This is a genomic window from Micromonospora parastrephiae (assembly GCF_016802865.1).
In the GTDB taxonomy this organism is placed as follows: Bacteria; Actinomycetota; Actinomycetes; order Mycobacteriales; family Micromonosporaceae; genus Micromonospora; species Micromonospora parastrephiae.
This window is the reverse complement of the sequence record NZ_JAEVHM010000099.1, coordinates 1-21,675: the sequence shown is the minus strand read 5'-3', so window position 1 is coordinate 21,675 and position 21,675 is coordinate 1. Positions and strand designations below refer to the sequence as shown.

At 71.6% G+C, this 21,675-nt stretch carries 17 protein-coding genes and 4 pseudogenes; 10 read left to right on the top strand and 11 right to left on the bottom strand.

Annotation, left to right across the window (positions count from 1 at the left end):
* Window positions 1-71: 71 nt before the first annotated feature.
* On the bottom strand, window positions 72-863 hold the full coding sequence (locus JNW91_RS19410; protein ID WP_203176955.1) for a GntR family transcriptional regulator: 792 nt from the start codon (window positions 861-863) through the stop codon (window positions 72-74).
* Window positions 864-985: 122 nt separating this feature from the next.
* The gene (locus JNW91_RS19405; protein WP_203176954.1) at window positions 986-1,855 is read right to left on the bottom strand and encodes a PAC2 family protein; all 870 of its coding nucleotides are present in this window, start codon (window positions 1,853-1,855) and stop codon (window positions 986-988) included.
* A 276-nt stretch (window positions 1,856-2,131) separates the two neighbouring features.
* Here JNW91_RS19405 and JNW91_RS19400 point away from each other — a divergent pair.
* Together JNW91_RS19400 and JNW91_RS19395 are read left to right on the top strand one after the other, a co-directional pair.
* A pseudogene (locus JNW91_RS19400) lies at window positions 2,132-2,377 on the top strand (homocysteine S-methyltransferase family protein); the annotation flags it as partial.
* 298 nt (window positions 2,378-2,675) lie between these two features.
* Window positions 2,676-3,113, top strand: coding sequence for a GNAT family N-acetyltransferase (locus tag JNW91_RS19395; protein WP_203176953.1), 438 nt, complete (start codon window positions 2,676-2,678; stop codon window positions 3,111-3,113).
* A gap of 13 nt (window positions 3,114-3,126) precedes the next feature.
* Here the strand turns inward: JNW91_RS19395 and JNW91_RS19390 are convergent, their stop codons facing one another.
* Window positions 3,127-4,038, bottom strand: coding sequence for an NAD-dependent epimerase/dehydratase family protein (locus tag JNW91_RS19390; protein WP_203176952.1), 912 nt, complete (start codon window positions 4,036-4,038; stop codon window positions 3,127-3,129).
* Window positions 4,039-4,108: 70 nt separating this feature from the next.
* On the opposite strand from JNW91_RS19390, the gene JNW91_RS19385 reads away from it, so the two are divergent.
* From JNW91_RS19385 to JNW91_RS19375, 3 genes are all read left to right on the top strand, one after another.
* Window positions 4,109-4,249, top strand: coding sequence for a hypothetical protein (locus JNW91_RS19385; RefSeq protein WP_203176951.1), 141 nt, complete (start codon window positions 4,109-4,111; stop codon window positions 4,247-4,249).
* 72 nt (window positions 4,250-4,321) lie between these two features.
* Window positions 4,322-4,906, top strand: coding sequence for a hypothetical protein (locus JNW91_RS19380; protein WP_238425297.1), 585 nt, complete (start codon window positions 4,322-4,324; stop codon window positions 4,904-4,906).
* A gap of 65 nt (window positions 4,907-4,971) precedes the next feature.
* Window positions 4,972-5,916, top strand: a complete 945-nt coding sequence (locus tag JNW91_RS19375) for an acyltransferase domain-containing protein (protein WP_203176949.1) — start codon at window positions 4,972-4,974, stop codon at window positions 5,914-5,916.
* 68 nt (window positions 5,917-5,984) lie between these two features.
* On the opposite strand, the gene JNW91_RS19370 is transcribed toward JNW91_RS19375, so the two are convergent.
* The 3 genes from JNW91_RS19370 to JNW91_RS19360 all read right to left on the bottom strand — a co-directional run bounded on the left by JNW91_RS19370 (window position 5,985) and on the right by JNW91_RS19360 (window position 11,201).
* Entirely contained in the window at window positions 5,985-8,816 is a 2,832-nt protein-coding gene (locus JNW91_RS19370; protein WP_203176948.1) for a PQQ-dependent sugar dehydrogenase, read from the bottom strand.
* An 87-nt stretch (window positions 8,817-8,903) separates the two neighbouring features.
* The gene (locus tag JNW91_RS19365; protein ID WP_203176947.1) at window positions 8,904-10,082 is read right to left on the bottom strand and encodes a ThuA domain-containing protein; all 1,179 of its coding nucleotides are present in this window, start codon (window positions 10,080-10,082) and stop codon (window positions 8,904-8,906) included.
* A 375-nt stretch (window positions 10,083-10,457) separates the two neighbouring features.
* Entirely contained in the window at window positions 10,458-11,201 is a 744-nt protein-coding gene (locus JNW91_RS19360; protein WP_203176946.1) for an SAM-dependent methyltransferase, read from the bottom strand.
* A gap of 74 nt (window positions 11,202-11,275) precedes the next feature.
* On the opposite strand from JNW91_RS19360, the gene mug reads away from it, so the two are divergent.
* Together mug and JNW91_RS19350 are read left to right on the top strand one after the other, a co-directional pair.
* Entirely contained in the window at window positions 11,276-11,845 is a 570-nt protein-coding gene (gene mug, locus JNW91_RS19355; protein WP_203176957.1) for a G/U mismatch-specific DNA glycosylase, read from the top strand.
* Between the two features lie 84 nt (window positions 11,846-11,929).
* A pseudogene (locus JNW91_RS19350) lies at window positions 11,930-13,030 on the top strand (calcium:proton antiporter).
* A gap of 93 nt (window positions 13,031-13,123) precedes the next feature.
* Here JNW91_RS19350 and JNW91_RS19345 read toward each other — a convergent pair.
* Window positions 13,124-13,486 (bottom strand): hypothetical protein, encoded by a 363-nt coding sequence (locus tag JNW91_RS19345; RefSeq protein ID WP_203176945.1) that lies wholly within the window; start codon window positions 13,484-13,486, stop codon window positions 13,124-13,126.
* A 176-nt stretch (window positions 13,487-13,662) separates the two neighbouring features.
* Between JNW91_RS19345 and JNW91_RS19340 the strand changes: the two genes are divergently transcribed.
* Window positions 13,663-14,400: a neutral zinc metallopeptidase gene (locus tag JNW91_RS19340; RefSeq protein WP_203176944.1), complete on the top strand. Its 738-nt coding sequence runs from the start codon at window positions 13,663-13,665 to the stop codon at window positions 14,398-14,400.
* A 119-nt stretch (window positions 14,401-14,519) separates the two neighbouring features.
* Window positions 14,520-15,170 (top strand): HAD family hydrolase, encoded by a 651-nt coding sequence (locus tag JNW91_RS19335; protein WP_203176956.1) that lies wholly within the window; start codon window positions 14,520-14,522, stop codon window positions 15,168-15,170.
* A gap of 56 nt (window positions 15,171-15,226) precedes the next feature.
* On the opposite strand, the gene JNW91_RS19330 is transcribed toward JNW91_RS19335, so the two are convergent.
* From JNW91_RS19330 to JNW91_RS19315, 4 genes and pseudogenes are all read right to left on the bottom strand, one after another.
* Window positions 15,227-17,782, bottom strand: a complete 2,556-nt coding sequence (locus tag JNW91_RS19330; protein ID WP_203176943.1) for an ABC transporter permease — start codon at window positions 17,780-17,782, stop codon at window positions 15,227-15,229.
* On the bottom strand, window positions 17,782-18,549 hold the full coding sequence (locus tag JNW91_RS19325; RefSeq protein WP_203176942.1) for an ABC transporter ATP-binding protein: 768 nt from the start codon (window positions 18,547-18,549) through the stop codon (window positions 17,782-17,784). The genes JNW91_RS19330 and JNW91_RS19325 overlap by 1 nt, the downstream gene beginning before the upstream one ends.
* A gap of 333 nt (window positions 18,550-18,882) precedes the next feature.
* Complete coding sequence (locus tag JNW91_RS19320; RefSeq protein WP_203176941.1) at window positions 18,883-19,569, bottom strand: response regulator; 687 nt, start codon at window positions 19,567-19,569, stop codon at window positions 18,883-18,885.
* Window positions 19,570-19,786: 217 nt separating this feature from the next.
* Window positions 19,787-20,700 (bottom strand): annotated as a pseudogene (locus tag JNW91_RS19315) (RecB family exonuclease).
* 140 nt (window positions 20,701-20,840) lie between these two features.
* Here JNW91_RS19315 and JNW91_RS19310 point away from each other — a divergent pair.
* Window positions 20,841-21,675 (top strand): annotated as a pseudogene (locus JNW91_RS19310) (M50 family metallopeptidase); the annotation flags it as partial.

Sequence of the window (21,675 nt, the reverse complement as noted above, 5' to 3'; positions counted from 1 at the left end):
CTTTTGTGGGGCACCACAACTCCATGATCGACGGGGTGCGCGGGGCATGGCGCGCTCCGGGTTGGGGTGGGTCAGCCGAGGACCAGGCCGGGGTCGGGTTCCGGGTCGGGGGTTGGGGCGGGGATCTGGTATTCCTCGGTGAGGGTGGTCATGGGGCCGGGCCAGGTGGCCTGGGCGACCTCGATCGGTTTGCGGTGGGCGTCGTACGCGACGTGCAGCAGGTGCAGCACCGGGGTGTCGGGTCGGATCTGGAGGGTTTCGGCCTCCTCCCGGCTGGGCTGGCGGGCGCTGATCGTGTCGGTGGCCGAGACGTACCGCCGGCCGGTGGCCTCCTCGGCCTCCTGGTAGAGCGGCCGGCCGAACGCCTCGGTGCGTTCCAGCGAGGTGCCGGCGGTGTCGCGGGGCAGGAACCAGGAGGCGCCCACCTCGACGGGGGAGTCGTCGGTGCGTACGAGGTGGCGGCGGCAGAGCAGGTCGGTGCCGTCGGGCACCCCGAACGCGTCGGCGACCTCGGCGGGTGCGGGGGAGCGGCCGACCGAGACGAGTTGTTGGCGGTAGCGGGCGGCCAGATCGGTGTGGTAGCCGCGGAAGCCGCCGTACCGGCCTCGGGAGAGCCGGTTGAGTCGGCGCCGGGTGCCTCGGACGTACGTACCGGAGCCGGGTTTGGTGATCAGGATGCCCTCGACCCGCAGCTGGTCGACGGCGCGTTGCACGGTCTGCTTGGCGACGCCGAACATCTCGGCGATGGCCGGGATGGACGGGAGCCGTTCGCCGGGTCCCCAGTCGCCGCGGCGGACCTGGGCCTTGAGCTGCGCGGCGATCTGCCGGTGGGGGAACTCGGCCGCGCCGGGGTTGATCTGCACACCCGCCTCCTTGATCACATCTAGGTTCCTAGGATGCCCTAGAGGGCGTGGCGGCGCCACCCCGGACACGCGAAACGGGCCCCCGGAGCACAGAAGGTCCGAGGGCCCGCAGCGAAAAAGTGCTACCAGGAGCCGGCGGTGGGGCCGGCCGAACCGCCCCGGCGGCGTAGGTACTTCTCGAACTCCTGGGCGATCTCGTCACCGGTCAGCGGGGTGATGCCCTCGTCGCCGACCCGTTCCTCCAACTCGCGCACGTACTCGCCGAGCTCGGCGTCCTGCTCGGCGGCGCTGCGCACCCGCTGCTCCCACTCGGCGGACTCCTCGGCCAGGTCGGCCATCGGCACCGGCAGGTCGACGACCTCCTCGACCCGGTGCAGCAGGGCGAGGGTGGCCTTCGGGCAGGGCGGGTTGTTGGCGTAGTGCGGCACGTGCACCCAGAACGACACGGCGTCCACCTCGGCGCGGGCGCAGGCGTCGTGCAGCACGCCGACGATGCCGGTCGGCCCGTCGTAGCGGGTGGGGGTGAGCTGGTAGCGCTCCGCGGCCTGCGCGTCGGAGGCGCTGCCGCTGATCGGCAACGGCCGGGTGTACGGCACGTCGGCGAGCAACGCGCCGAGCAGCACCACCCGTTCCACCTCGAGGCTGTGGCAAATTTCCAGCACCTGCTCGCAGAACGTCCGCCAACGCATGCTCGGCTCGATGCCCCGGATCAGCACCACGTCACGCTCGGTGCCCTCCGGGCTGGCCACCATGAACCGGGTCGTCGGCCACTCCACCCGGCGGGTCTCCCCGTCGGCCATGGTGATGGTGGGTCGGCTGACCTGGAAGTCGTAGAACTCCTCCGGGTCCAGTTCGGTGATCTGCCGGGCCTGCCACACCTGCTCCAGGTGCTCGACGGCTGCGGTGGACGCGTCGGCGGCGTCGTTCCAGCCCTCGAACGCGGCGATGGCCACCGGGGACCGCAGCACCGGCAGTCCGTCGAACTCGGTCACGCCGTCACCTCACCCTGCTCGTCGCGGCCGTCGCCGGGACCGCGCCCGGTCGTCGGGCCGTGGTGCACGGCGGCGTCGCTGTTGTCCTTCACGTCCGTCAGCCTACGTGCCGAGCGGGGGCGCGGCCCGTCGGCCGCGCCGGTCGGCCCCTCCAGCGACCGGCCAGACGATGACGAACCGGACAGCGTGCTCCCGCTGACGCATATGGGATCGGCTGCCGAGCGCCTCTGGCCTCGGCGGGTGCCGCACTAACCTGAACGGGTGCGGACTTCGCTGATGGATGTGCTGGCCGATCGGATTCTCGTCGCCGACGGCGCGATGGGCACCATGCTCCAGGCCGCGGACCTCACGCTCGACGACTTCGACGGGCGGGAGGGGTGCAACGAAATCCTCAACGTCACCCGTCCGGACGTCGTGCGCGGCGTGCACGACGCCTACCTGGCCGCTGGCGCGGACTGTGTGGAGACCAACACGTTCGGCGCCAACCTCGCCAACCTCGCCGAGTACGACATCCCGCACCGCACCGTGTCCTGTCCTCGGGTGTGACGGGTGCGGGCGCGACAACTCATCACCCGGGCGTCGGCATGTCAGCGGTATGGCGAGCCCGGGCGCGGGCGGCGAGTCATACCGAGTTCGCGGCCGCCGCCCTCAACCGCCAGCACTCGCAGGGTGCCGGCACCCCGACAGCTTGGTCGATCATGGAGTTGTGGTGGGTGACAAAATTAGTCCTTCACCATGTTCCGGGCACCACAACTCCATGATCGACCCCTCGGGCTGGCGGCGTTGATGCTGGCCACCGCCGAACAGTTACGCTCCAGGCATGTTCCGCGAGGCTGGGCCGGACGACTTCGAGCAAATCATCGGCCTCTACCGGCAACTCAATCCCGACGATCCGGTGCTGGAAGACGGATCCGACGCAGCGGCCTTCCAGCAGATCCTGGGCTCGCCAGCGCTGCGTCTCTTCGTACTCGACCTCGATGGGGTCGTCGTCGCCACGACGTACCTCAACGTGATCCCGAACCTCACCCGGTCGGCGTCGCCGTACGCGGTCATCGAGAACGTCGTCGTCGAGGAGTCGCGGCGCGGCGCCGGCCTGGGTCGGCAGATCATGGCCGGCACACTCCAGGCCGCGTGGGACGCGGGCTGCTACAAGGCGATGCTGATGACGGGCTCGCGTAATCCCGCGACCCACGCCTTCTACCGGGCCTGCGGGTTCTCGCCGGACGCCAAGACGGCGTACCTGGCCCGGCCTTCGTGACGGGCCTCGACGGCTAGGCAGCGGGGAACGTCTCGCGCAGCGCCGGGTCCAGAGATCGGCCGGTCGTCGGCTCGACGAACAGGTCGGCGAGCAGGAGGTCGGCCAGGTGACTCGGGTTGACGCCCGACTCCTTGCCACCGAGGGCCTGTAGCGAGCCGCCGAGTCGGAGGGCGGCCTTCGCGGCGCCGGACGGCAGGCGGGACACCCGGCGGCGTCGACCGACGGCGTCGGCGATGCGACCGATCATGTCATCCCAGGTGAGGTTCTCGTCGGCGACCGGAATGTCGTCACCACGGGCCTGCTCCAGGGCGTCCACCGCGACCTCGGCCACGCTGCGCGCCGACGCCGCGGCGGTCCCGCCGGTCGGCGCGACCAGAGGTGTACGGGACCGCGCCCACCGGTCCAGCGGCCCGGCCCAGTTCGGGAGCCGGTCGCCGGCCCGACCGAACACGAAGGGCAGTTCGAGTACGGCGACCGGCAGGTCGCCGCCGGCGGCCGCCCGTCCCTCCCGCGCCTGCTCGACCCGGCACCGGATGTACGTGTGACGCTCGGCGAGCCGCCACTGCGGATGCAGTCGATCGAAGTAGGTGTAGTACGAGCCCATCACGACGCCACGGGTGAGACCTTCCTGGCGAGCGGCGGTGAACAGGCGCACCACCGGCTCGACGTTGTCGCGGTGGAACTGCGGGTAGATCGGCTTGGGCAGCGGGCGCTGCTCGTCCGTGCGGGTGGCGTACACGACGCCGTCGTGGCCGGCGAGCAACGGCCGCAGGTCGTCGACCGACGCGGAGTCGACATCCACCAGGTGCTCGACACCCGGACGGGCGGTTCGCGCCGCCGTGGTCGCGGCATGACCTCGCTCGCGCAGCACGTCCGCGACATGCGCGCCGATCAGACCACTGCCACCCACCACGAGAATTCGCACATCGAATCGTCCGCTAAGGAACCCGCTGCTTGTCAAGTCACGATCGCCGCCACCGCGGGAGGGTTGCCGTGTGCTGCGACCGGAATGGCATCCGGAGGCGAATGAGCGTGGTGACCAGGAGAGCGTGCCCAAGCTGTGTTCGGTGGTGCTCGACCGCACCGACGCGAGGACCCTGGCGGAGTTCTACCGACAGCTGATGGGCTTCGTCTAGAGCGTCGTGCGGACCTCGACAGTCGCATAGGTTCGAGGTGCTGGACGCCATCGTCGTGAAACGGGGTTGAGGATGCCGGAACCGCGGGCCTTCTGGGTGGACGAGCAGTTCGACCGCGAGCACGGCACCGGCGGGCAGGGCCGGTACGAGGCCGAGGTGCTCTCCCGGATCGACAAGTTCGCCGACACCTGGGACGACATCGCGCCCGTCGCGTTCGCGGCGACGGCCTGGCGGGTGGCCAGCGAGCTGTCGCCCGGCTTCGTCCGCTGGCATCGGCGGATCGTGTCGGCGACCTGCACGCGCAGCTCGTGGGACGGCAGCATGGTCTGCGCGGTGACGGTGGTGTCCCGCTGGCCGGCCGAACTCACCTGGACCAGGCAGTGGCAGCGCGACCGTGGTTGGCGGGACTGGCCCCAGGTGTTCGGGCAGTTCACGACACCGACGGAGCAGGATCAGACGCGCAGTCCGCATCTGCGCGCGCTGCTCCAGGTGGAGGCGCCGGTCCCGCTCGACGCTCTGCCTCCGGCGCCCGGCGGTCCGCAGGACCATGTCGCGCCCGCGGCGCGTCGGGCTGTCGTGGTGCTGGCTCGGGAACTCAACGACCTCCTCGCGCCGGTGATCGGCCAGCTCGAAGCCGGGGTGCCCGCGGACTCCTGAGTCGCAGGCTGGGGCTCGATCCTCGGGACCCCAGCAGAGGTGCCCGCGCCGGTAGGGTCGTCGACGTGGATCTGGACGACACCGCCGCCCGGCTCGGGGTGCCCGTCGAGGACGTCGAGCGTGTGCACCGGCTCGCCGGTGACCGGCCGTCGGCTCCGCTGCCCGCCAAGGCCGACGCGGGCGCGATCCTCGACCGGCTCGCGGTGCGACCGGACGACGCCGCCGAGATCATGGCGGGCTGGCCCGGCCCCGGGTCTCCGTTGTGGACTGCGGAGCTGCGCTGGCTTCTCGACCGCTCGATCGCGCTGGTCCGCGCCGATCTCGGAGGCTACGGCTGGCTGTCGCCCGGTCCGGCGCTGCCGCGCGAACGAGGCCCCGCCTGGCGGCATCTCTACGTGTACGCGTACCTCGCCCTGGTCGACGTCGTCAGGGAGTACCACCGCGACCACGGCGTCGCCGATGCCGTGTCGTGGGTGACCCTCGCCGACCTGGGCCGCAACCTCGCGGTCGACCGGCGGATGCGCCGCGAGGGCTGGCCGGTCATGCAGAGCTGGCTGACGCTGCACGCGCGCGGCGGCGTCTACGAGTTGGGCCGGCTACAGCACCAGCGCGGCGGCACCGCCATCGACCTGCACATCCCCGAGTCGGGGCCGCTGACCCCGGAGGCGGTCGCGGCGTCGCTCGACGAGGCGCGCGCGTTCTTCCCGCGCCACTTTCCCGACGAGCACTACACGGCGTTCTCCTGCGGTTCGTGGCTGCTCGACCCGCAGCTGTCGGAGTACCTGCCGGAGGACTCCAACATCGTCCGGTTCCAGCGGATGTTCGAACTGGAACCCTACGAGGAGCCGGAGGGGCTGGACGCCGACGTCGAGGTGCTGCGGTTCGCGTTCCGCACCCTGACCACGCCGCTCGACCAGTTGCCGCGCGGCACCGTCCTACAGCGCGCGGTCGTCGAGCACCTCAAGGCCGGCCGCCACTGGCAGTGGCGCCGCGGCCGTTTCCCGATCTAGCCACCCCCGCAGCTCAGCGCGAGGGTCACCGGGTCGCTGGTCGTCGACCAGGCCGGACCCGCTACCCGTCAGCCGGTGGTCAGGGTGAACCTCTCCCAGGATCCGACCGTCGTACGGTTGGCGATCAGCGCCGCCGCCCCGGCGTTCTCGGCGGCCACGATCTGGTTGTTGGCCAGAGCCCGCAGGCCGACCGTCCCGTCCGAGTTGGTGATCAGCTGGAACGTCTCCCACGGTCCGACCGTCGTGCGGTTCGCGATCAACGGCTCCGCGCCCGCGTTCTCGGCGCAGACGTACAACCCGTTGGCCCGCGACCGTAGGGCGATGTTGCCGTTGCCGGCGTCGACCCGGTCGAACTGCTCAGTCGTCGCGACGGTGGCCTTGTTGGCGATCAGAGCACTGGTGCCGACCGCCGACACGTACTGGTTGTTGATCTGGGCCCGCAGGCTGATCACTCCGGTGCCGCCGCCGGTGCCGGTGGTGAGGGTGAACGCGTCGAGGTCGAACAGGTTGCCCGACCCGCCCTTGAACACCAGGTACAGGGTGGTCGTCGAGGCGGGCGGGTTGGTGATGGCGGCGGACACGTCGGTGAAGGTGTCCCAACCGCCGGTCACCGGCACCGTGACGGTGCCCAGCAGGCTGCCGGTGGCCGATCCGGCGCGGACCTCGATGGTGCCGCCGGCGCCGGCCGAGGAGACCCGGGCGGTGAACCGGGTCGCGTTGGCCAGGTTGTACGGCTGGTACGAGATCCAGTCGTTGTTCTCGATGAAGCCGGCGGTGCGGCCGCCCTCGGCGCTGGCATGGTCGGCGAGTTGGACACCGGACTGGGCGCCGAAGTGCTCACCCTGGCGGTGTTTCGGTTGCAAAGTCCTGATGCTGTGCGTGGTGAGCCCGCCGTTGTCGGTGTAGGCGGCGTCGAAGACGCCGTAGATGTTGGCCGCCGCGTCGTGCTCGCCGTCCGTCGGGACGGTGATCGTCCCGCTGCATCCGGTCTTCGAGGTGATCTGGTGGGCGTGGCTGTCGTGCCCGAGCGCGTAGGTGAGGCTCACCTTGGCGCAGTCGATCGTGCCGTCCTGCGGGTCGCTCACGGAGATCTGGTAGGGCACCGTGTCACCGAAGGTGAAGAGCTGCCCGTCGGTGGGCTGGGTGAGCGTCACCGTCGGCGCGGTGTTGCCGACGGTGACGACCAGACTCGCCGTGCCGGACAGTCCGGTCGGGTCGGTGACCTTCAGGGTCGGGCTGTATGTGCCGTTGGTGGTGTACGTCTTGGTGGGGTTGGCCGCCGTCGACGTGGTGCCGTCGCCGAAGGTCCACAGGTAGCTCAGCGCGCCGCCCTCCGGGTCGGAGCTGCCGGCCGAGGAGAAGGCCACGGTCAGTGGATTCGGACCGGAGGTGGGGTTCGCCGAGGCGACCGCGATCGGGCTTCGGTTGCCACCACCGATGTACTCGATCCGGAAGAGCGCCTGGTTGTTCGAGCCGGTGCCGTAGTCCAGCACGTAGAGCGCACCGTCCGGGCCGAAGGCCATGTCCATGACCTGGGTGCCGGACCACGGGAAGTTGGAGATCTCCCCACGGGTGCCGTCGGCGTTGACCGCGATGGCCTTGATCCACCGGCGGCCGTACTCGCCGGCGAAGAACTGGCCGTTCAGCGAGGCCGGGAACTTGATGCTGGAGTTGAGCGAGGCGTCGTACCGGTACACCGGGCCGCCCATCGGCGACTCCGAGCCGCTGCCGAACTCCGACGGAGACCCGGAGTCGCCGGCGTACTTGATCCAGGCCGGCTTCGCCGCGGGCAGCGTGGTGAGCCCGGTGTTGCGGAACGAGTTGTTCGTCGGCCCGCCCGCGCAGTTGTACTTGGACTGCGACGGCCCGGACGGGAAGGTGTATTCATTGTATGTTTCCGTGCTCGTGTTGCTGCCCGTGCAGTACGGCCAGCCGTAGTTGCCGGGCGCCGTGATGCGGTTGAACTCGACCTGACCCTGGGGGCCACGGCTGGAGTTCGTGCTCCCCGCGTCCGGGCCGTAGTCGCCGAGGTAGACGACGCCGGTCGCCTTGTCGACGCTCATCCGGAACGGGTTGCGCAGACCCATCGCGTAGATCTCCGGCCGGGTGCCGGACGTGCCCGGGGCGAACAGGTTGCCGGCCGGGATCGTGTACGTGCCGTCCGCCTGCGGCTTGATTCGCAGCACCTTGCCCCGCAGGTCGTTGGTGTTGCCCGCCGAGCGCTGGGCGTCGAACTGGGGGTTGCGGTCGGTCCGCTCGTCCAGCGGCGCGTAGCCGGACGACTCGAACGGGTTGGTGTCGTCGCCGGTGGTCAGGTACAGGTTGCCGGCGGCGTCGAAGTCCAGGTCACCGCCGACGTGGCAGCACTGCCCACGGTCGTTGGCGACCTGGAGCACGATCTTCTCGCTGCCCATGTTCAGCGTGTCGTCGCTGTTGAGGGTGAACCGGGACAGCCGCAGGTGCCCCTTCCACCGGTCCCAGTCGGACTGCGCGCCGGTGGTCGGGGCGTCCCCGGACGGGGTGCTCAACGTGGGCGAGTAGTACAGGTAGATCCACCGGTTGGTGGCGAAGTTGGGGTCGACGGCGACGCCCTGCAACCCCTCCTCGTCGTGGGTGTAGACCGACAGGGTGCCGGAGACCTTGGTGTTGCCGGCCACGTCGGTCACCCGCAGGACGCCGTTGCGGGCGGTGTGGAGCACCGAGCGGTTGGGCAGGACGGCCAGGGACATGGCCTCACCCAGCTCGGCCGAGCCGGTGGCGAGCTTGACCTGCTGGTAGTCCGAGGCGGGGATGACCGCCGCCTGCGCGGTGGACGGTGCGGCCACAGCCAGGGTCACGCTCGCGACGGTGGTGACCGCCGCGAGGAGAGCCCGGGGCCAGCGCCGGGGGTACGAGGGCATGATCGTCCTTTCTCGACGACCGGGGGACGGGCGCGCGGGGGCGCACCACGGCCAGGTGGGGGTGGTGAGAAGCGGGCCGGAGCGGGGTCAGCCGGTGACGAGGTCGAACTTCTCCCACTGACCGATGGAGGTCCGGTTGGCGATCAGCGGGGAGGCGCCCGCGTTGTCGGCGGCGACGTAGCGGTTGTTCACCGTGGCCCGCAGGCTCACCGTGCCGTCGGAGTTGCGGACGAGCTGGAAGGTCTCCCAGGCGCCGGCGGTGGCCCGGTTGGCGATCAGCGCGGCGGCCCCGGCGTTCTCGGCGGCGACGAACTGCCCGTTGCCCTTGGCGCGCAGCGCCACGTTGCCGTTGGCCAGGTCGACCAGGTCGAACCGCTCGGTGGTGCCGACGCTGGCCTTGTTGGCGATCAGCGCGGTGGTGGCGTTGGGCGCGCTGACGTACTGGTTGTTGGCGCGGGCCCGCAGGCTGGAGCCGCTGGGCGGCGGGGTGGTCGTGCGCGGCGAGCAGTCGGCCGTGACGGCGCCCGCGGCGACGCGGAGGCCGCCGAGCAGCATCTGGGTGAAGTTCGGGTCGGTGTACGACGCCTCGGTGTGCCCGAGGCCCGTGTACCAGGCCCGCCCGCCGCCGTACGCCTTGCACCAGGTGATCGGGTGGTCGCCGCCCATGTTGCCGCCGCTGTACGACGACTCGTCGAGGCTGGCGAGGACCCGCACGCTCGACCGGGGGTTGGTGCGGTAGTTGTACCACTCGTCGGTGCGGACCCAGGTGTCGCTCAGGTGGGCGGTGGACGGGTTCGTCCGGTCCTCGATCCGCACGGTGGCGGACTGGATCGCCGGGTGCGAGTCGAACCACGCGCCGACCAGCCCGCCGTACCACGGCCAGCTGTACTCGGTGTCGGCGGCGGCGTGCACGCCGACGTACCCGCCGCCGGCGGCGACGTACGACTCGAAGGCCGTCTGCTGACTGGCGTTGAGAACGTCGCCGGTCGTCGACAGGAAGACCACCGCCTGGTACTGGGCCAGGTTGGAGGTGGTGAACTGGGCGGCGTCCTCGGTCGAGGTCACGGTGAAGCCGTTGGCGGCGCCGAGCTGCTGGATCGCGGCGATGCCGTTCGGGATGGACGAGTGCCGGAAGCCAGCGGTCTTGCTGAACACCAGGACCTTGGTCAGCGGTGCCGCCGAGGCCGGGGTCGGCAGGGCGACCAGGCTGGTCAACAACACGGCCAGGCCGGTGATGAATGCCAACACGCGGGAACGGGAACGCATGCTCGTGCTCCTCTGCTGAGCGTCGACCCCCGGGGCGTGCACGCGGGCACGCCAGGGGCCAGGGTGGCGGTGGTGCGGAAGCCGGGCCGCCGATGCTCGGCTGAGGTGGTGCGGGACGGTGTGGTGCTGTCGGTTGGTGCGGTGGGCCCGCCGACGATCCGGACCGACCAGTGTGGACGGCCGAAATACATCGACTGGCATCGTTGACGCAGTAAACCTCCGATGTCTACGCCCCGTCAAGCCCACGATCGTTCGCTTCCACAGGCTGGAACCGGGCGGCCGGGGCGCCTCGGGAGGCGGGTTCCCGGGCAAGCCACGGGAGCGTGCCGCGCCGGTGTCGAAGGCTCCCGAGCGGTGACGTCACCGCTGCGCGAGTCAGCGACCGAGGACGAGGTAGGCCAGGCCGAGAAGCCCACGGTAGGTGTCGACGTACTGGCGCAGCCGGTCGTCGAGCTCCGCGCGGACCTCGGCCGCGCGGGGGTCTTCGGGGTACGTGAGCAGCCACTCCTGTCGCCCAGCGAGCCAGGTGGACTCGAAGTCGTCCCATTCACGCTGGTCGGCGGTGCTCAGGTGCAGCACCCGCCAGCCGCGCTCGCGGGCGGCCTCGACGAGACCCGCGAGAGCCGTGACCTCGGTTCCGAAGATCTGCTCGGCCTGCGGGGTCGGTGGGCGTTCCCAGTAGGCGTCGCCGAACAGCAGCCGGCCTCCGGGCCGGACCACGGTGGCGAGCGCGTCGAGAGCGGCGCCGGTGCCACCGAAGGCGTGCGCCGAGCCGATGCACAGGACCCGGTCGGCGGGCTCCTGCCAGGCCGCCGCCTCGCCCATCACGAACGCGACGTGCCGGTTCAGGGACCGGCCGGTGGCCAGCCGCCGTCCCCGGGCCAGTGCCGCGTCGTCGGTGTCGACGCCGACGCCCCTGGTGGCGAGCGGGCCGGACACGCCACCGGCGGCGACCGCCCTGAGCAGCAGCTCACCCCAGCCGCAGCCGAGGTCGAGCACCCGCGCGCCGGGGCGTACGTCGAGTCGCCGCAGCAGCAACGCCGCGTGCTCCTCGGACAGGGGAGTGTTCCAGCGCATCCGCGCGTAACGGCTGGCGGCAAGGTGGTCGGTTGGCTGCATCCGTTGAGGATTTCAAGTCGTCATCGGCGGCGCACGCCGGGTCCGGCGTCCGGTCGTACGGCAGGATCGGTGGGGTGGAGGCGGAGCGTGCGGGGCCGGCGCGGCGGCCGACCCGCCAGGAGGTCGCGGCGGCCGTCGGCCGGGGCCTGCCGGACGTGATCGGGCCCGGCCTGCGTGTGCTGTTCTGTGGCTTCAACCCCGGTCTCTACTCCGCCGCGGTGGGGGAGCCCTTCGCCCGCCGGGGCAGCCGCTTCTGGCCGGCCCTGCACGGTGCCGGCTTCACCGACCGTGAGCTGCACTCGTGGGAGGGGGACGAGCTGCTGCGGCAGGGCCTGGGCATCACCAGCCTCAGCAATCGGGCCACCGCCCGCGCCGCCGAGCTGACCTCGGCGGAGCTGGTGGCCGGGGTCACCGGGTTGGCGGTGAAGGCGGAGCGGTACCGGCCGGGCTGGGTGGCGATCCTCGGGGTGACCGCGTACCGGATCGCCTTCGCCCGGCCGACGGCTGGGCTGGGTCCGCAGCCGGACCGGCTGGGCCCGGCCCGGGTATGGGTGCTGCCCAATCCCAGTGGCCTCAACGCGCATTTCCCGCTGCCGGCGTTGACCGCCGAGTTCGCGAAGCTGCGGCGCGAAACCGGCCCCTAGGCGTGCGGCGCGGCCTCCTCGGCCGTCCGCGCGCGCTGCGTCGATGCTGGGCGCATGATCACGTGACCTGGCACTCTTGACGCCATGCCAGCCTCGCTTCGATCCCGCCTGACCGACTGGACCGTTGCCGTACCTGTGCTCGCGGTACTGATGCTGCTCGTCACCTGGGGACGAGAACTTCCCGGTCCCGTCGTCGTGGTGGTCGCGGCGCTGCTGGGCGGAGCGGTGCTCGCGGCCGTGCACCACGCCGAGGTCGTCGCCCACCGGGTGGGGGAGCCGTACGGCTCACTGGTGCTGGCGGTTGCGGTCACCGTCATCGAAGTCGCCCTGATCGTCACGCTGATGATCAGTGGGCCGGAGAAGACCCAGTCGCTCGCCCGCGACACCGTCTTCGCCGCCGTCATGATCACCTGAAATGGGATCCTCGGTCTGTCCCTGCTGCTCGGGGCGCTGCGCCGGCGCGTCGCGGTGTTCAACCCCGAGGGCACCGGCGGGGCGCTGGCCACCGTGATCACCCTGGCCACGCTGAGCCTCGTCATTCCGACCTTCACCACGGCCCGGCCCGGCCCGGAGTTCAGCCCGGCCCAGCTCGCCTTCGCCGCCGTCGCCTCGCTGGCCCTGTACGGGCTGTTCGTGCTGGTGCAGACCGGCCGGCATCGCGACTACTTCCTTCCGGTCGACAGTCGTGGCCAGGTCATCGACGCGGAGGAACACGCCGAGCCGCCGACGACCCGCGCCGCCCTGGTCAGCCTGGGCCTGCTGCTGGTGGCACTGGTCGCGGTGGTCGGCGACGCCAAGACCGTCTCCCCGACCATCGAGGCCGGGGTGGCGGCGGCGAACCTGCCGCACGCGTTCGTCGGCGTGATCATCGCCCTGCTGGTGCTGCTGCCGGAGACCCTGGCCGCCGCCCGCGCCGCCCGCCGCGACCGGGTGCAGATCAGCCTCAATCTCGCGCTCGGCTCCGCGATGGCCAGCATCGGCCTGACCATCCCGGCCATCGCCATCGCCTCGATCTGGCTGGACGGCCCGTTGCTGCTCGGCCTCGGCGGCACCCAGCTCGCGCTGCTCGCGCTCACCGCGGTGACCGGCGTGCTGACCGTCGTGCCCGGCCGGGCCAACGTGTTGCAGGGCGGCGTGCACCTGGTGTTGCTGGCCGCCTTCGTCTTCCTGGCCGCCAGCCCCTGACCCTTCCCGAAGCTCGTCGGCCAGCTGTTGATCAAGAGGTTCCCGTCACGACACGTCGTACGGAATGACGCCAACCTCTTGATCACCGAGGGTTCACTGGCCGTAGGACAGGCGGAGGCGGTTGTTGACCAGATAGTTGAGTCGGTGTCGCAGGTAGCCGAGGGTGCTCTCGCTCGGCAGGTCCCCGTCGGTGGTGAGCGTCCAGCGCAGGGCGCAGTCCTGGCCGGGCGGCCCGGAGGTCAGGTCGAAGCGGATCCGGTCCAGTGGCCGGTGCGGCCACAGCGACGACCACACCAGCAGCACCGGCGCGTAACCCGCCACCACCCGGGGCGGCACCTCGTCGTCGCGCAACTCCAGCCAGGGCCGGCTGCCGGCCTCGTACGGGTCGCGCAGCGACCGCCACACGACGTGCGCCGGCGCCGGCTGACGTCGGAGGCGACTGCCCAGCTCGTGCATCGCGACCCTCCTCGGCGGGCGGCCACACCCGCCCGGGCCATTGTGGCCGCCAGCGGCAGCGGCGTGAAGCCGCCCGTGAACCGTCCGGCCCCGCTGCGCGTGCATCCGGTGATGGGCGTGACGGTCGTACCGTCGGGGTACTGCCTGGCGTGAGCACCGATGTCTGGGGAGGCACAGTGGGGGCACGGTCAGGACGCGACGCCCGGGGTCCGCTGGCGGGCCTGCTGGTCGCGGCGCTGGTGTCGCTCGCCTGCGCCGGCGGCGGGCTGGCCGAGCCGGAGGGTGAACGACCGGGGGCGAGCCGGCCGGCCGCCTCACCGGGCACCACGCGTGCCGACAGCACCACCAGCGTGGCCGAGTTCGAGCAGGACGTCGCCGACGCGCAGGACATCGCCGAACGGTACTGGGCGGCCCAGTTCAAGGCGTCCGGGCAGCGCTTCCAACCCGTCCGGCGGATCACCCCGTACCAGCGGGCCGGCGAGGTGTCCTGCGGCGGGCAGCCGCTTCCGCGCAACAACGCGGTCTACTGCTCGCGGGGCGACTTCATCGCGTACGACGTCGCCTGGTCGGTGGGGGCGTTCCGCCAGGTCGGTGACGCGTTCGTGTTCTACCTGCTCGGCCACGAGTACGCCCACGGCATCCAGGTGCGCCTCGGCATCAACTACAGCTTCACCATCCAGCAGGAGTTGCAGGCCGACTGCATGGCCGGGGCGTACCTCGGCGACTCGGTGCGCTCCGGCGCCCTGAGGCTCGCGGAGGGCGACCTGGACGAGTTCCGGGAGGGGGTGGCGGCGGTCGGCGACGACCCGGACCAGCCGTGGTTCGCCGAAGGGGCGCACGGCACCGCCGAGCAGCGCACCGACATGTTCTTCCGCGGCTACGAGCGTTCCCTCAAGGAGTGCGACCTGGGCTGAGCGGGTTGCCCGGGTCACCCCGGCGCCCGTTGCCGCCACCGGCCGCGGATGGTGCTGGCAGGATCGCCGGTGTCGCCACGACCCTGGAGGATCCGCTGAGCAGCCATCACCCCGCCGCCGTGCTCTTCGACATGGACGGCACGCTGGTCGACAGCGAGAAGCTGTGGGACGTCGCGTTGCAGGAACTCGCCCGGGAGTACGGCGGGGAGCTCTCCGCCGACGCCCGCCGGTCGATCATCGGCACCGCCATGGCCGAGTCCATGCGCATCCTGCACGACGACCTGCGGCAGCCCGAACGGGATCCGGAGTTCAGCGCGGCATGGATCAACGCCCGGATCCTGGAGCTGTTCCGCACCGGTCTGCGGTGGCGGCCGGGGGCGTTCGCCCTGCTGCGCGCGGTCCGCGCGGCGGGAATCCCCACCGCGCTGGTCACCTCCAGCCCTCGGGCGCTGGTCGAGATCGCCCTGGACACCCTGGGTCGGGACAACTTCGACACGGTGGTCGCCGGCGACGAGGTGGTGGCGGTCAAGCCGCACCCCGAGCCCTACCTGACCGCCGCCCGGCTGCTGGGCGTGCCGATCGAGCGCTGCGTCGCGATCGAGGACTCGCCGACCGGGGTGGCCAGCGCGCTCGCCTCCGGCGCGGTGGTGCTGGCCGTACCGGCGGAGGTCGCGCTTCCGAGCACGGTCGGCGTACACCAGCTGGAGAGCCTGACCGACGCCGACCTGGAGCTGCTCGAGACCCTGCTGGCCGACCGGGCCGCAGCCTGAGACGAAAGGGCCCCTGCTGACGCGTGCGCGTCAGCAGGGGCCCTTTTCCTGCCTGCTCAGTCGTGGGCGATGGCGCCCAGGACGTTGATCCGGGCCGCCCGCACGGCCGGGAGCACCGCGGCCACCACGCCGATGATGGCGGCGAGGCCGAGGAAGACACCCATCTGCCCCCACGGCAGGATCAGGTCGGTGATGCCCTCGTCCTTGAGCGCCTCGACCACGGCGGCGCCGAGGCCGGTGCCGACCGCCACGCCGAGCAGCGCGCCGAACACCGAGATCACCACCGCCTCCACGGTGATCATGCCCATGGTCTGGCCACGGCGCAGGCCGATCGCCCGCAGCAGACCCAACTCGCGGGTCCGCTCCAGCACCGACAGCGCCAGGGTGTTGATGATGCCGAGCACGGCGATCACGATGGCCAGCGCGAGCAGGATCTGGATCATCGTGAGCAGCCCGTCGAGCTGACCGGTCTGCTGCTTGATGAACGCGTCCCGGTCGGCCACCGACACCTCCGGGCTGTCCGCCAGCAGCGTCTCCACCTGGGGCTGCACGTCGGCGACCCGGGCACCGGGGGCGAGCTGGATGAAGCCCTGGATGGGCTGCGGGATGGTGAAGTCCTTCGCGGCCTGCACGGGCAACGTCACCGGGTTGGTCAGCTGGGACGACTCGTAGATGCCGCTGATCGTGTACGTCCGCACCTCACCCCGGGTCGGCTGCACCTTGACCGTCGAACCCACCGACCAGCCACGGGCGGTGGCCTCGTCCGAGCTGGCCAGCATCTGGGTCGGCCCGAGCCGGTCGATGTCACCGGCGGTGGCCTTCGCCCCGAAGATCTGCCGTAGCGACGCGATGTCACTGCTCGCCGCGACCCAGGTGCTCTTGCCGTCGAGCTTCGCCATGTCGCCGTACTCGCCGTCGACCAGCCGCACGCCGGGCAGCGCCTTCGCCTGGTCCAGCACACCAGGGTCGAAGCTCGGCGGACGCGGGCCGCCCTGCTGCCCGGAGATCACCAGCTCGGCCTTGATGGTGTCCTGGGCGAGCGCGCTGATGCTGCCCTTGGCCGAGTCGAGGATCACCGTGACGCCGGTGACCAGCGCGATGCCGACCATCAGCGCGGCGGCGGTGATCGCGGTGCGGCGCGGGTTGCGTCCGGAGTTGAGCCGGCCCAGCTTGCCCGGCACCGACCAGGAGAAGATCACGCCGAGCAGGCTCACCACCGGCCGGCTGATCAGCGGAGTCAGCAGCGCCACGCCGATGAAGGCGAACAGCACCCCGCCGAGGATGGTGGCCAGGGTCTGGCCGCCGGCGTTGCCGCTGAGCCCGAGGAAGAGCAGCACCGCGCCGATGCCGGTGACCAGCGACCCGGCGATCGTGACCTTCGTCAACGGGCGGTCCGGGGTGGCCACGTCCTGCATCGCCGCGATCGGCGGGATCCGGGACGCCCGCAGCGCCGGCAGCAGCGCCGCCACCACCGTGATCACCAGACCGACGGCGAACGAGCCGATCACCGCCGCCGCCGGCACACCGATCCCGGCGAGGGTGAGCCCACCGGCAAGCTTGCCGAACAGGAACGCCAGCAGTGCGCCCACCCCGATGCCGGCGGCCAGGCCGAGCACCGACGCGATCAGGCCGACCGCGATGGCCTCCAACACCACCGAACCGATGATCTGGCGGCCACTCGCCCCGATGGCGCGCATCAGCGCCAACTCCCGGGTGCGCTGCGCCACGATGATGGAGAAGGTGTTGAGGATCAGGAAGGTGCCCACCAGCAGCGCCACCGCGGCGAAGCCGAGCAGGATCTTGTTGAAGAAGGACAGGCCCTCCTTCAGGCTGGCCGAGGCGTCCGCGGCCACCTGCTCGCCCGTCTTCACCTCGTAGTCCGCGCCGAGGGTGCGGCCCACGTCGTCGCGCAGCTTCTCGTCGGAGACCCCGTCGGCGGCCTGGACGGTGATGCTGCTGAACGCGTCCGGCGCGCCCAGCATCAGCCGTTGCGCCACCGGCGTGGTGAAGTAGACCTCGTTGACCCCACCGATCGAGTCCCGGTCACCGCTGTAACCGAAGACGCCGACCAGCGTGAAGTCCCGCTTCTTCGACTCGAACGCGGTGAGCACGCCGACCTTCTGGCCGACCTGCACCTTCGCGGCCGTAGCCAGCCCCTTGTTGATGACGATCTCGTCGTCGGCCTGCGGAGCGCGCCCCTCGCGCAGCTTCAGCAGGTCGCTCTCCCCGGTCCAGTTCTCGCCCAGCTGCGGCGGACCGAACGACGTGACGACCTTGCCGTTGCTGCCGATCACCCGGGCGCCGTCGGCGTTGACGACGCCCGTCGCCGAGGCCACCCCCGGCACCTGCCTGACCCGGTCCACCACGGCGGCCGGCAGCGGGGCGGCGGTCTGCTCGCCCTCCATCTCGCTGAGCTCCACCTTCGGCTTCGCCGCGACGTTCACGTCGATCTCGGAGAAGCCGTCGGCGAAGACCGAGTCGAAGGAACGACCCAGCGTGTCGGTGAGCACGAACGCGCCGGAGACGAACATGACCCCGAGCACCACCGCCAACCCGGACAGGATCAGCCGGACCTTGCGGGCCAGCAAACTCTTCAGTGTCGCCCGGAACATCAGCTGCCCACCTCGGCCGGAGTGTCCAGCTTCTTCATGGTGTCCAGCACCGTGTCGGCCGTCGGCTCGATCAGCTCCGACACGATCTGCCCGTCGGCGAGGAAGACCACCCGGTCGGCGTACGCGGCGGCGGTCGGGTCGTGGGTGACCATCACGATGGTCTGGCCGTGCTCGCGTACCGAGTTACGCAGGAAGCCGAGCACCTCCGCGCCGGAGCGCGAGTCCAGGTTGCCGGTCGGCTCGTCGGCGAAGATCACCTCGGGGCGGGAGACCAGCGCCCGCGCGCACGCCACCCGCTGCTGCTGCCCACCGGAGAGCTGCGCCGGCCGGTGGTCCAACCGGTCCCGCAGGCCCACCGTGTCGATCACCGTGTCGTACCAGGCCGGGTCCGGCTTGCGCCCGGCGATCGACAACGGCAGCAGGATGTTCTCCTTGGCGGTGAGCGTGGGCAGCAGGTTGAACTGCTGGAAGATGAACCCGACCTTGTCGCGGCGCAGCTTCGTCAACCCGCCGTCGCCCAGCCCGGTGACCGTCGTCTCACCGATCGCCACCGTCCCCCGGGTCACCGAGTCCAGGCCGGCCAGGCAGTGCATCAGCGTCGACTTGCCGGAACCCGACGGGCCCATGATCGCGGTGAAGCGGCCTCGTTCGAACTCGGCGCTGACCCCCCGCAGCGCGATGACCTGAGCCTCGCCGCTGCCGTACACCTTCCACACGTCGTTCGCCCGGGCCGCGGCCTGCGCCTGCTGGCCTACCGTCGCGGTCACGTCATCTACCTCTTCCGTCTGTCCGAAAATGCACGCCGCCCCCCGATGGTCCGGCGTGACTGTTCAATCATCGGTGCCGCACACGCCCGTCCCGTCCGCCCGTGGGGGGACGCCGCGCGGATTTCCCGCTGCGGGTGCACCCCCATGTCGGATCAGGGTTGCCCCTGACCCGGCGGGCGAACGAGCCCGCTGCCGACCCTTCCCCCTCACGTCACAGGAGGGTCAACCGCGCCGGGCCGTCACCGGTCACGGTAGGTGACGGGGGCAACGGCGGCCGTCCCCCCACGGAGGGATCTTCCGGTACGCCGGGTGGGGTATTCCGGCCCGTCGCGGCTACGCCCGAGGGCGGACCAGCCCCGACTCGTACGCCAGCACCACCGCCTGCACCCGGTCGCGCAGCCGCAGCTTGGTCAGCAGATGCCCGACGTGGGTCTTGATGGTGGTCTCGCTCACCGACAACACCGCGGCGATCTCGGCGTTGGACAGCCCGCGCGCCACCTGCACCAGCACCTCGCGTTCCCGGTCGGTGAGCGCGTCGAGCGCCGCCGACGGCGTCTGCGCCGGGTCGGGCAGCAGTTCGGCGAAGCGGTCCAGCAGACGCCGCAGGATCCGCGGCGTCACCACCGCGTCCCCGCCGGCGACCGTCCGGATCGCCGCGACGAGCTCCTCGGCCGGCACGTCCTTGGCCAGGAACCCGCTGGCCCCGGCCCGTAACGCGCCCACCACGTACTCGTCCAGATCGAACGTGGTCAGCACCAGCACCCGCACCGGCAGCCGGGCGTCGACGATCGCCCGGGTCGCGGCCACCCCGTCCATCCGGGGCATGCGGATGTCCATCAGGACGACGTCGGGCAGCAGCCGGCGGGACAGCTCCACCGCCTCCACGCCGTCGCCGGCCTCCGCCACCACGTCCAGGTCCGCCTCGGTGCCGAGCACCATCCGGAAGCCGGTGCGCAGCAGGGGTTGGTCGTCGGCGAGCAGGATCCGCACCGGCCGCGCCGAGGCCGCCCGTTCGGTCATCTCGTCTCCCGTCCCCGCCGGCGTCGTGCTGCCGCACCGGTCATCTTCGCGTACCGGCCGGTGCGTCGTGGACCACCGTAGAGACGGAGACGGTGCTGTGTCCCGATCGGCGCGGCACCGATTCGGTCGGGTGTCGCCGGCCGCACGCACGGAAAGCGACGGAAGCGGGCTCAGCGCACGCCGCACGCCGTCTGATCGACGACGCGCGACGGGCGGGTCACTCGTCGGCGCCGGGCGTCACCGGAGCGGACCGGGCGTCGCGCAGCGGGTCGGCGCCCGCCAACGCGACCGGGAACGGCGGCGGGGTGCCGCCGAAGGTCGGGCACAGCGCCTGGTGGCTGCACCAGTCGCAGAGCCGGCTCGGCCGGGGCCGGAAATCCTGTCGGGCGGTGGCCTGCTCGATCGCCCGCCACAGCGCCACGACCGTGCGCTCGAAGCGGACCAGCTCGTCGGCGTCCGGCGTGTAGTCCAACACCTCGGCGTCGCGCAGGTAGAGCAGCCGCAGCACCCGGGGCACCACGCCCCGGGTGCGCCACAACACCAGCGCGTAGAACTTCAACTGGAACAGCGCCCGAGCCTCGAACGCCTCCCGCGGAGCGCCACCGGTCTTGTAGTCGACCACCCGCAGAGCGCCGTCCGGGGCCACGTCGAGCCGGTCGAGGTAACCCCGGATCAGCAGCTCCTCGTCGACCACCGCCGAGATCAGACTCTCCCGCTCGGCCGGCTCCAGACGGGTCGGGTCCTCCACCGCGAAGTAGCCCTCCAGCAGCCCGGCCGCCGAGCGCAGGAACTCCACCGGCCCGGCCGGCTCCGCGCCTTCGAAGATCGCGGCCAGGTCCGGCTGTTCGGTGACGAGCCGGTCCCACTGGGGAGCCACCAGGTCACCGGCGCCGCCGGCGTGCGACTGGCGGCCGGGAGGTCAAACAGGCGCTCCAACACCGCGTGCACCAGTGTGCCCCGGGCCTGCTCGATGGTGGTGCGCTCGGGCAGCCGGTCGATGCTGCGGAACCGGTAGAGCAGGGGGCAGGTCTTGAAGTCCGCCGCCCGCGACGGGGACAGCGACGCCCGCACCGTCGGCGGGGCCTGCGCCGGTAGGGGGGACTGGGTGGTGGTGACCGGTTCCGCCGTCATGTCGGCAAAGGTTAGGGCACCGGTGTGACACCGACCGCCGCCCGCCCCGGGCACCGCCGGTCCGTAGCATCGTGCCGATGGAGCAGACATCCCGGCCGCCGCGCCGACCCGACCGGCGTCCCGGCCTGAACGTGGGCCGGGTGTTCGGGGTGCCGCTGCACCTCAACGGCTCGATGGTCCTGCTCGCGGCGCTGATCGCCGTGCTGTACGCCGAGTTCGCCCGCCGCCAACTGGACCTGCCGCAGCTCGCCGGCTATCTGATCGGCTTCGGGTTCGTGGTGTCGCTGCTCGGCTCGGTGCTGCTGCACGAGCTGGGCCACGCGCTCACCGCCCGGCGCTACGGCATCGGTGTGCGCGGCATCACCCTGGAGTTGCTCGGCGGCTACACCGAGATGGACCGCGACGCCCCGTCCCCCCGGGTCGACCTGCTGGTGTCGCTGGCCGGCCCGGCGGTCTCCGCGGTGCTCGGCGTCCTCGCGGTCGCCGCCACGATCGCGCTGCCCGAACGGACCGTGGCCCACCAGCTCGCCCTGCAACTCGCCGTGAGCAACGTCATCGTCGCGGTGTTCAACATCCTGCCCGGACTGCCGCTGGACGGTGGCCGGGCGCTGCGCGCCCTGGTGTGGGGGCTGACCCGCGACCGGCACCGGGGCACCGAGGTCGCCGGCTGGGCGGGCCGGGTGGTCGCCGTCGGCACCGCCGCCCTGGTCCTGCTGCTCACCCTCGCCGACTACCTCGCGCCGTTGGCGCTGCCGCTGATGCTGCTGGTCGCCCTCACCCTGTGGCGGGGCGCCGGGCAGGCCATCCGCGCCGCCCGGGTCAGCCGCCGGTTCCCGCTGATCGACCTGTCCCGGCTGGCCCGACCGGTCTGGCCGGTGCCCACCGGCACCCCGCTGGCCGAGGCGCAGCGTCGCCGCGCCGAGGCGGGACAGCCGGGGGCCGCGCTGCTGGGTCACCGACTCCACCGGCCTGCCG

What these genes read in the sequence shown, in the direction of transcription:
- JNW91_RS19395 (WP_203176953.1), top strand. Translation starts at nt 2,676, where the DNA reads ATGTTCCGCGAGGCTGGGCCGGACGACTTCGAGCAAATCATCGGCCTC.
- JNW91_RS19380 (WP_238425297.1), top strand. Translation starts at nt 4,322, where the DNA reads ATGCCGGAACCGCGGGCCTTCTGGGTGGACGAGCAGTTCGACCGCGAG.
- JNW91_RS19370 (WP_203176948.1), bottom strand. Translation starts at nt 8,816, where the DNA reads ATGCCCTCGTACCCCCGGCGCTGGCCCCGGGCTCTCCTCGCGGCGGTC.
- JNW91_RS19365 (WP_203176947.1), bottom strand. Translation starts at nt 10,082, where the DNA reads ATGCGTTCCCGTTCCCGCGTGTTGGCATTCATCACCGGCCTGGCCGTG.
- JNW91_RS19360 (WP_203176946.1), bottom strand. Translation starts at nt 11,201, where the DNA reads ATGCAGCCAACCGACCACCTTGCCGCCAGCCGTTACGCGCGGATGCGC.
- JNW91_RS19345 (WP_203176945.1), bottom strand. Translation starts at nt 13,486, where the DNA reads ATGCACGAGCTGGGCAGTCGCCTCCGACGTCAGCCGGCGCCGGCGCAC.
- JNW91_RS19330 (WP_203176943.1), bottom strand. Translation starts at nt 17,782, where the DNA reads ATGTTCCGGGCGACACTGAAGAGTTTGCTGGCCCGCAAGGTCCGGCTG.
- JNW91_RS19320 (WP_203176941.1), bottom strand. Translation starts at nt 19,569, where the DNA reads ATGACCGAACGGGCGGCCTCGGCGCGGCCGGTGCGGATCCTGCTCGCC.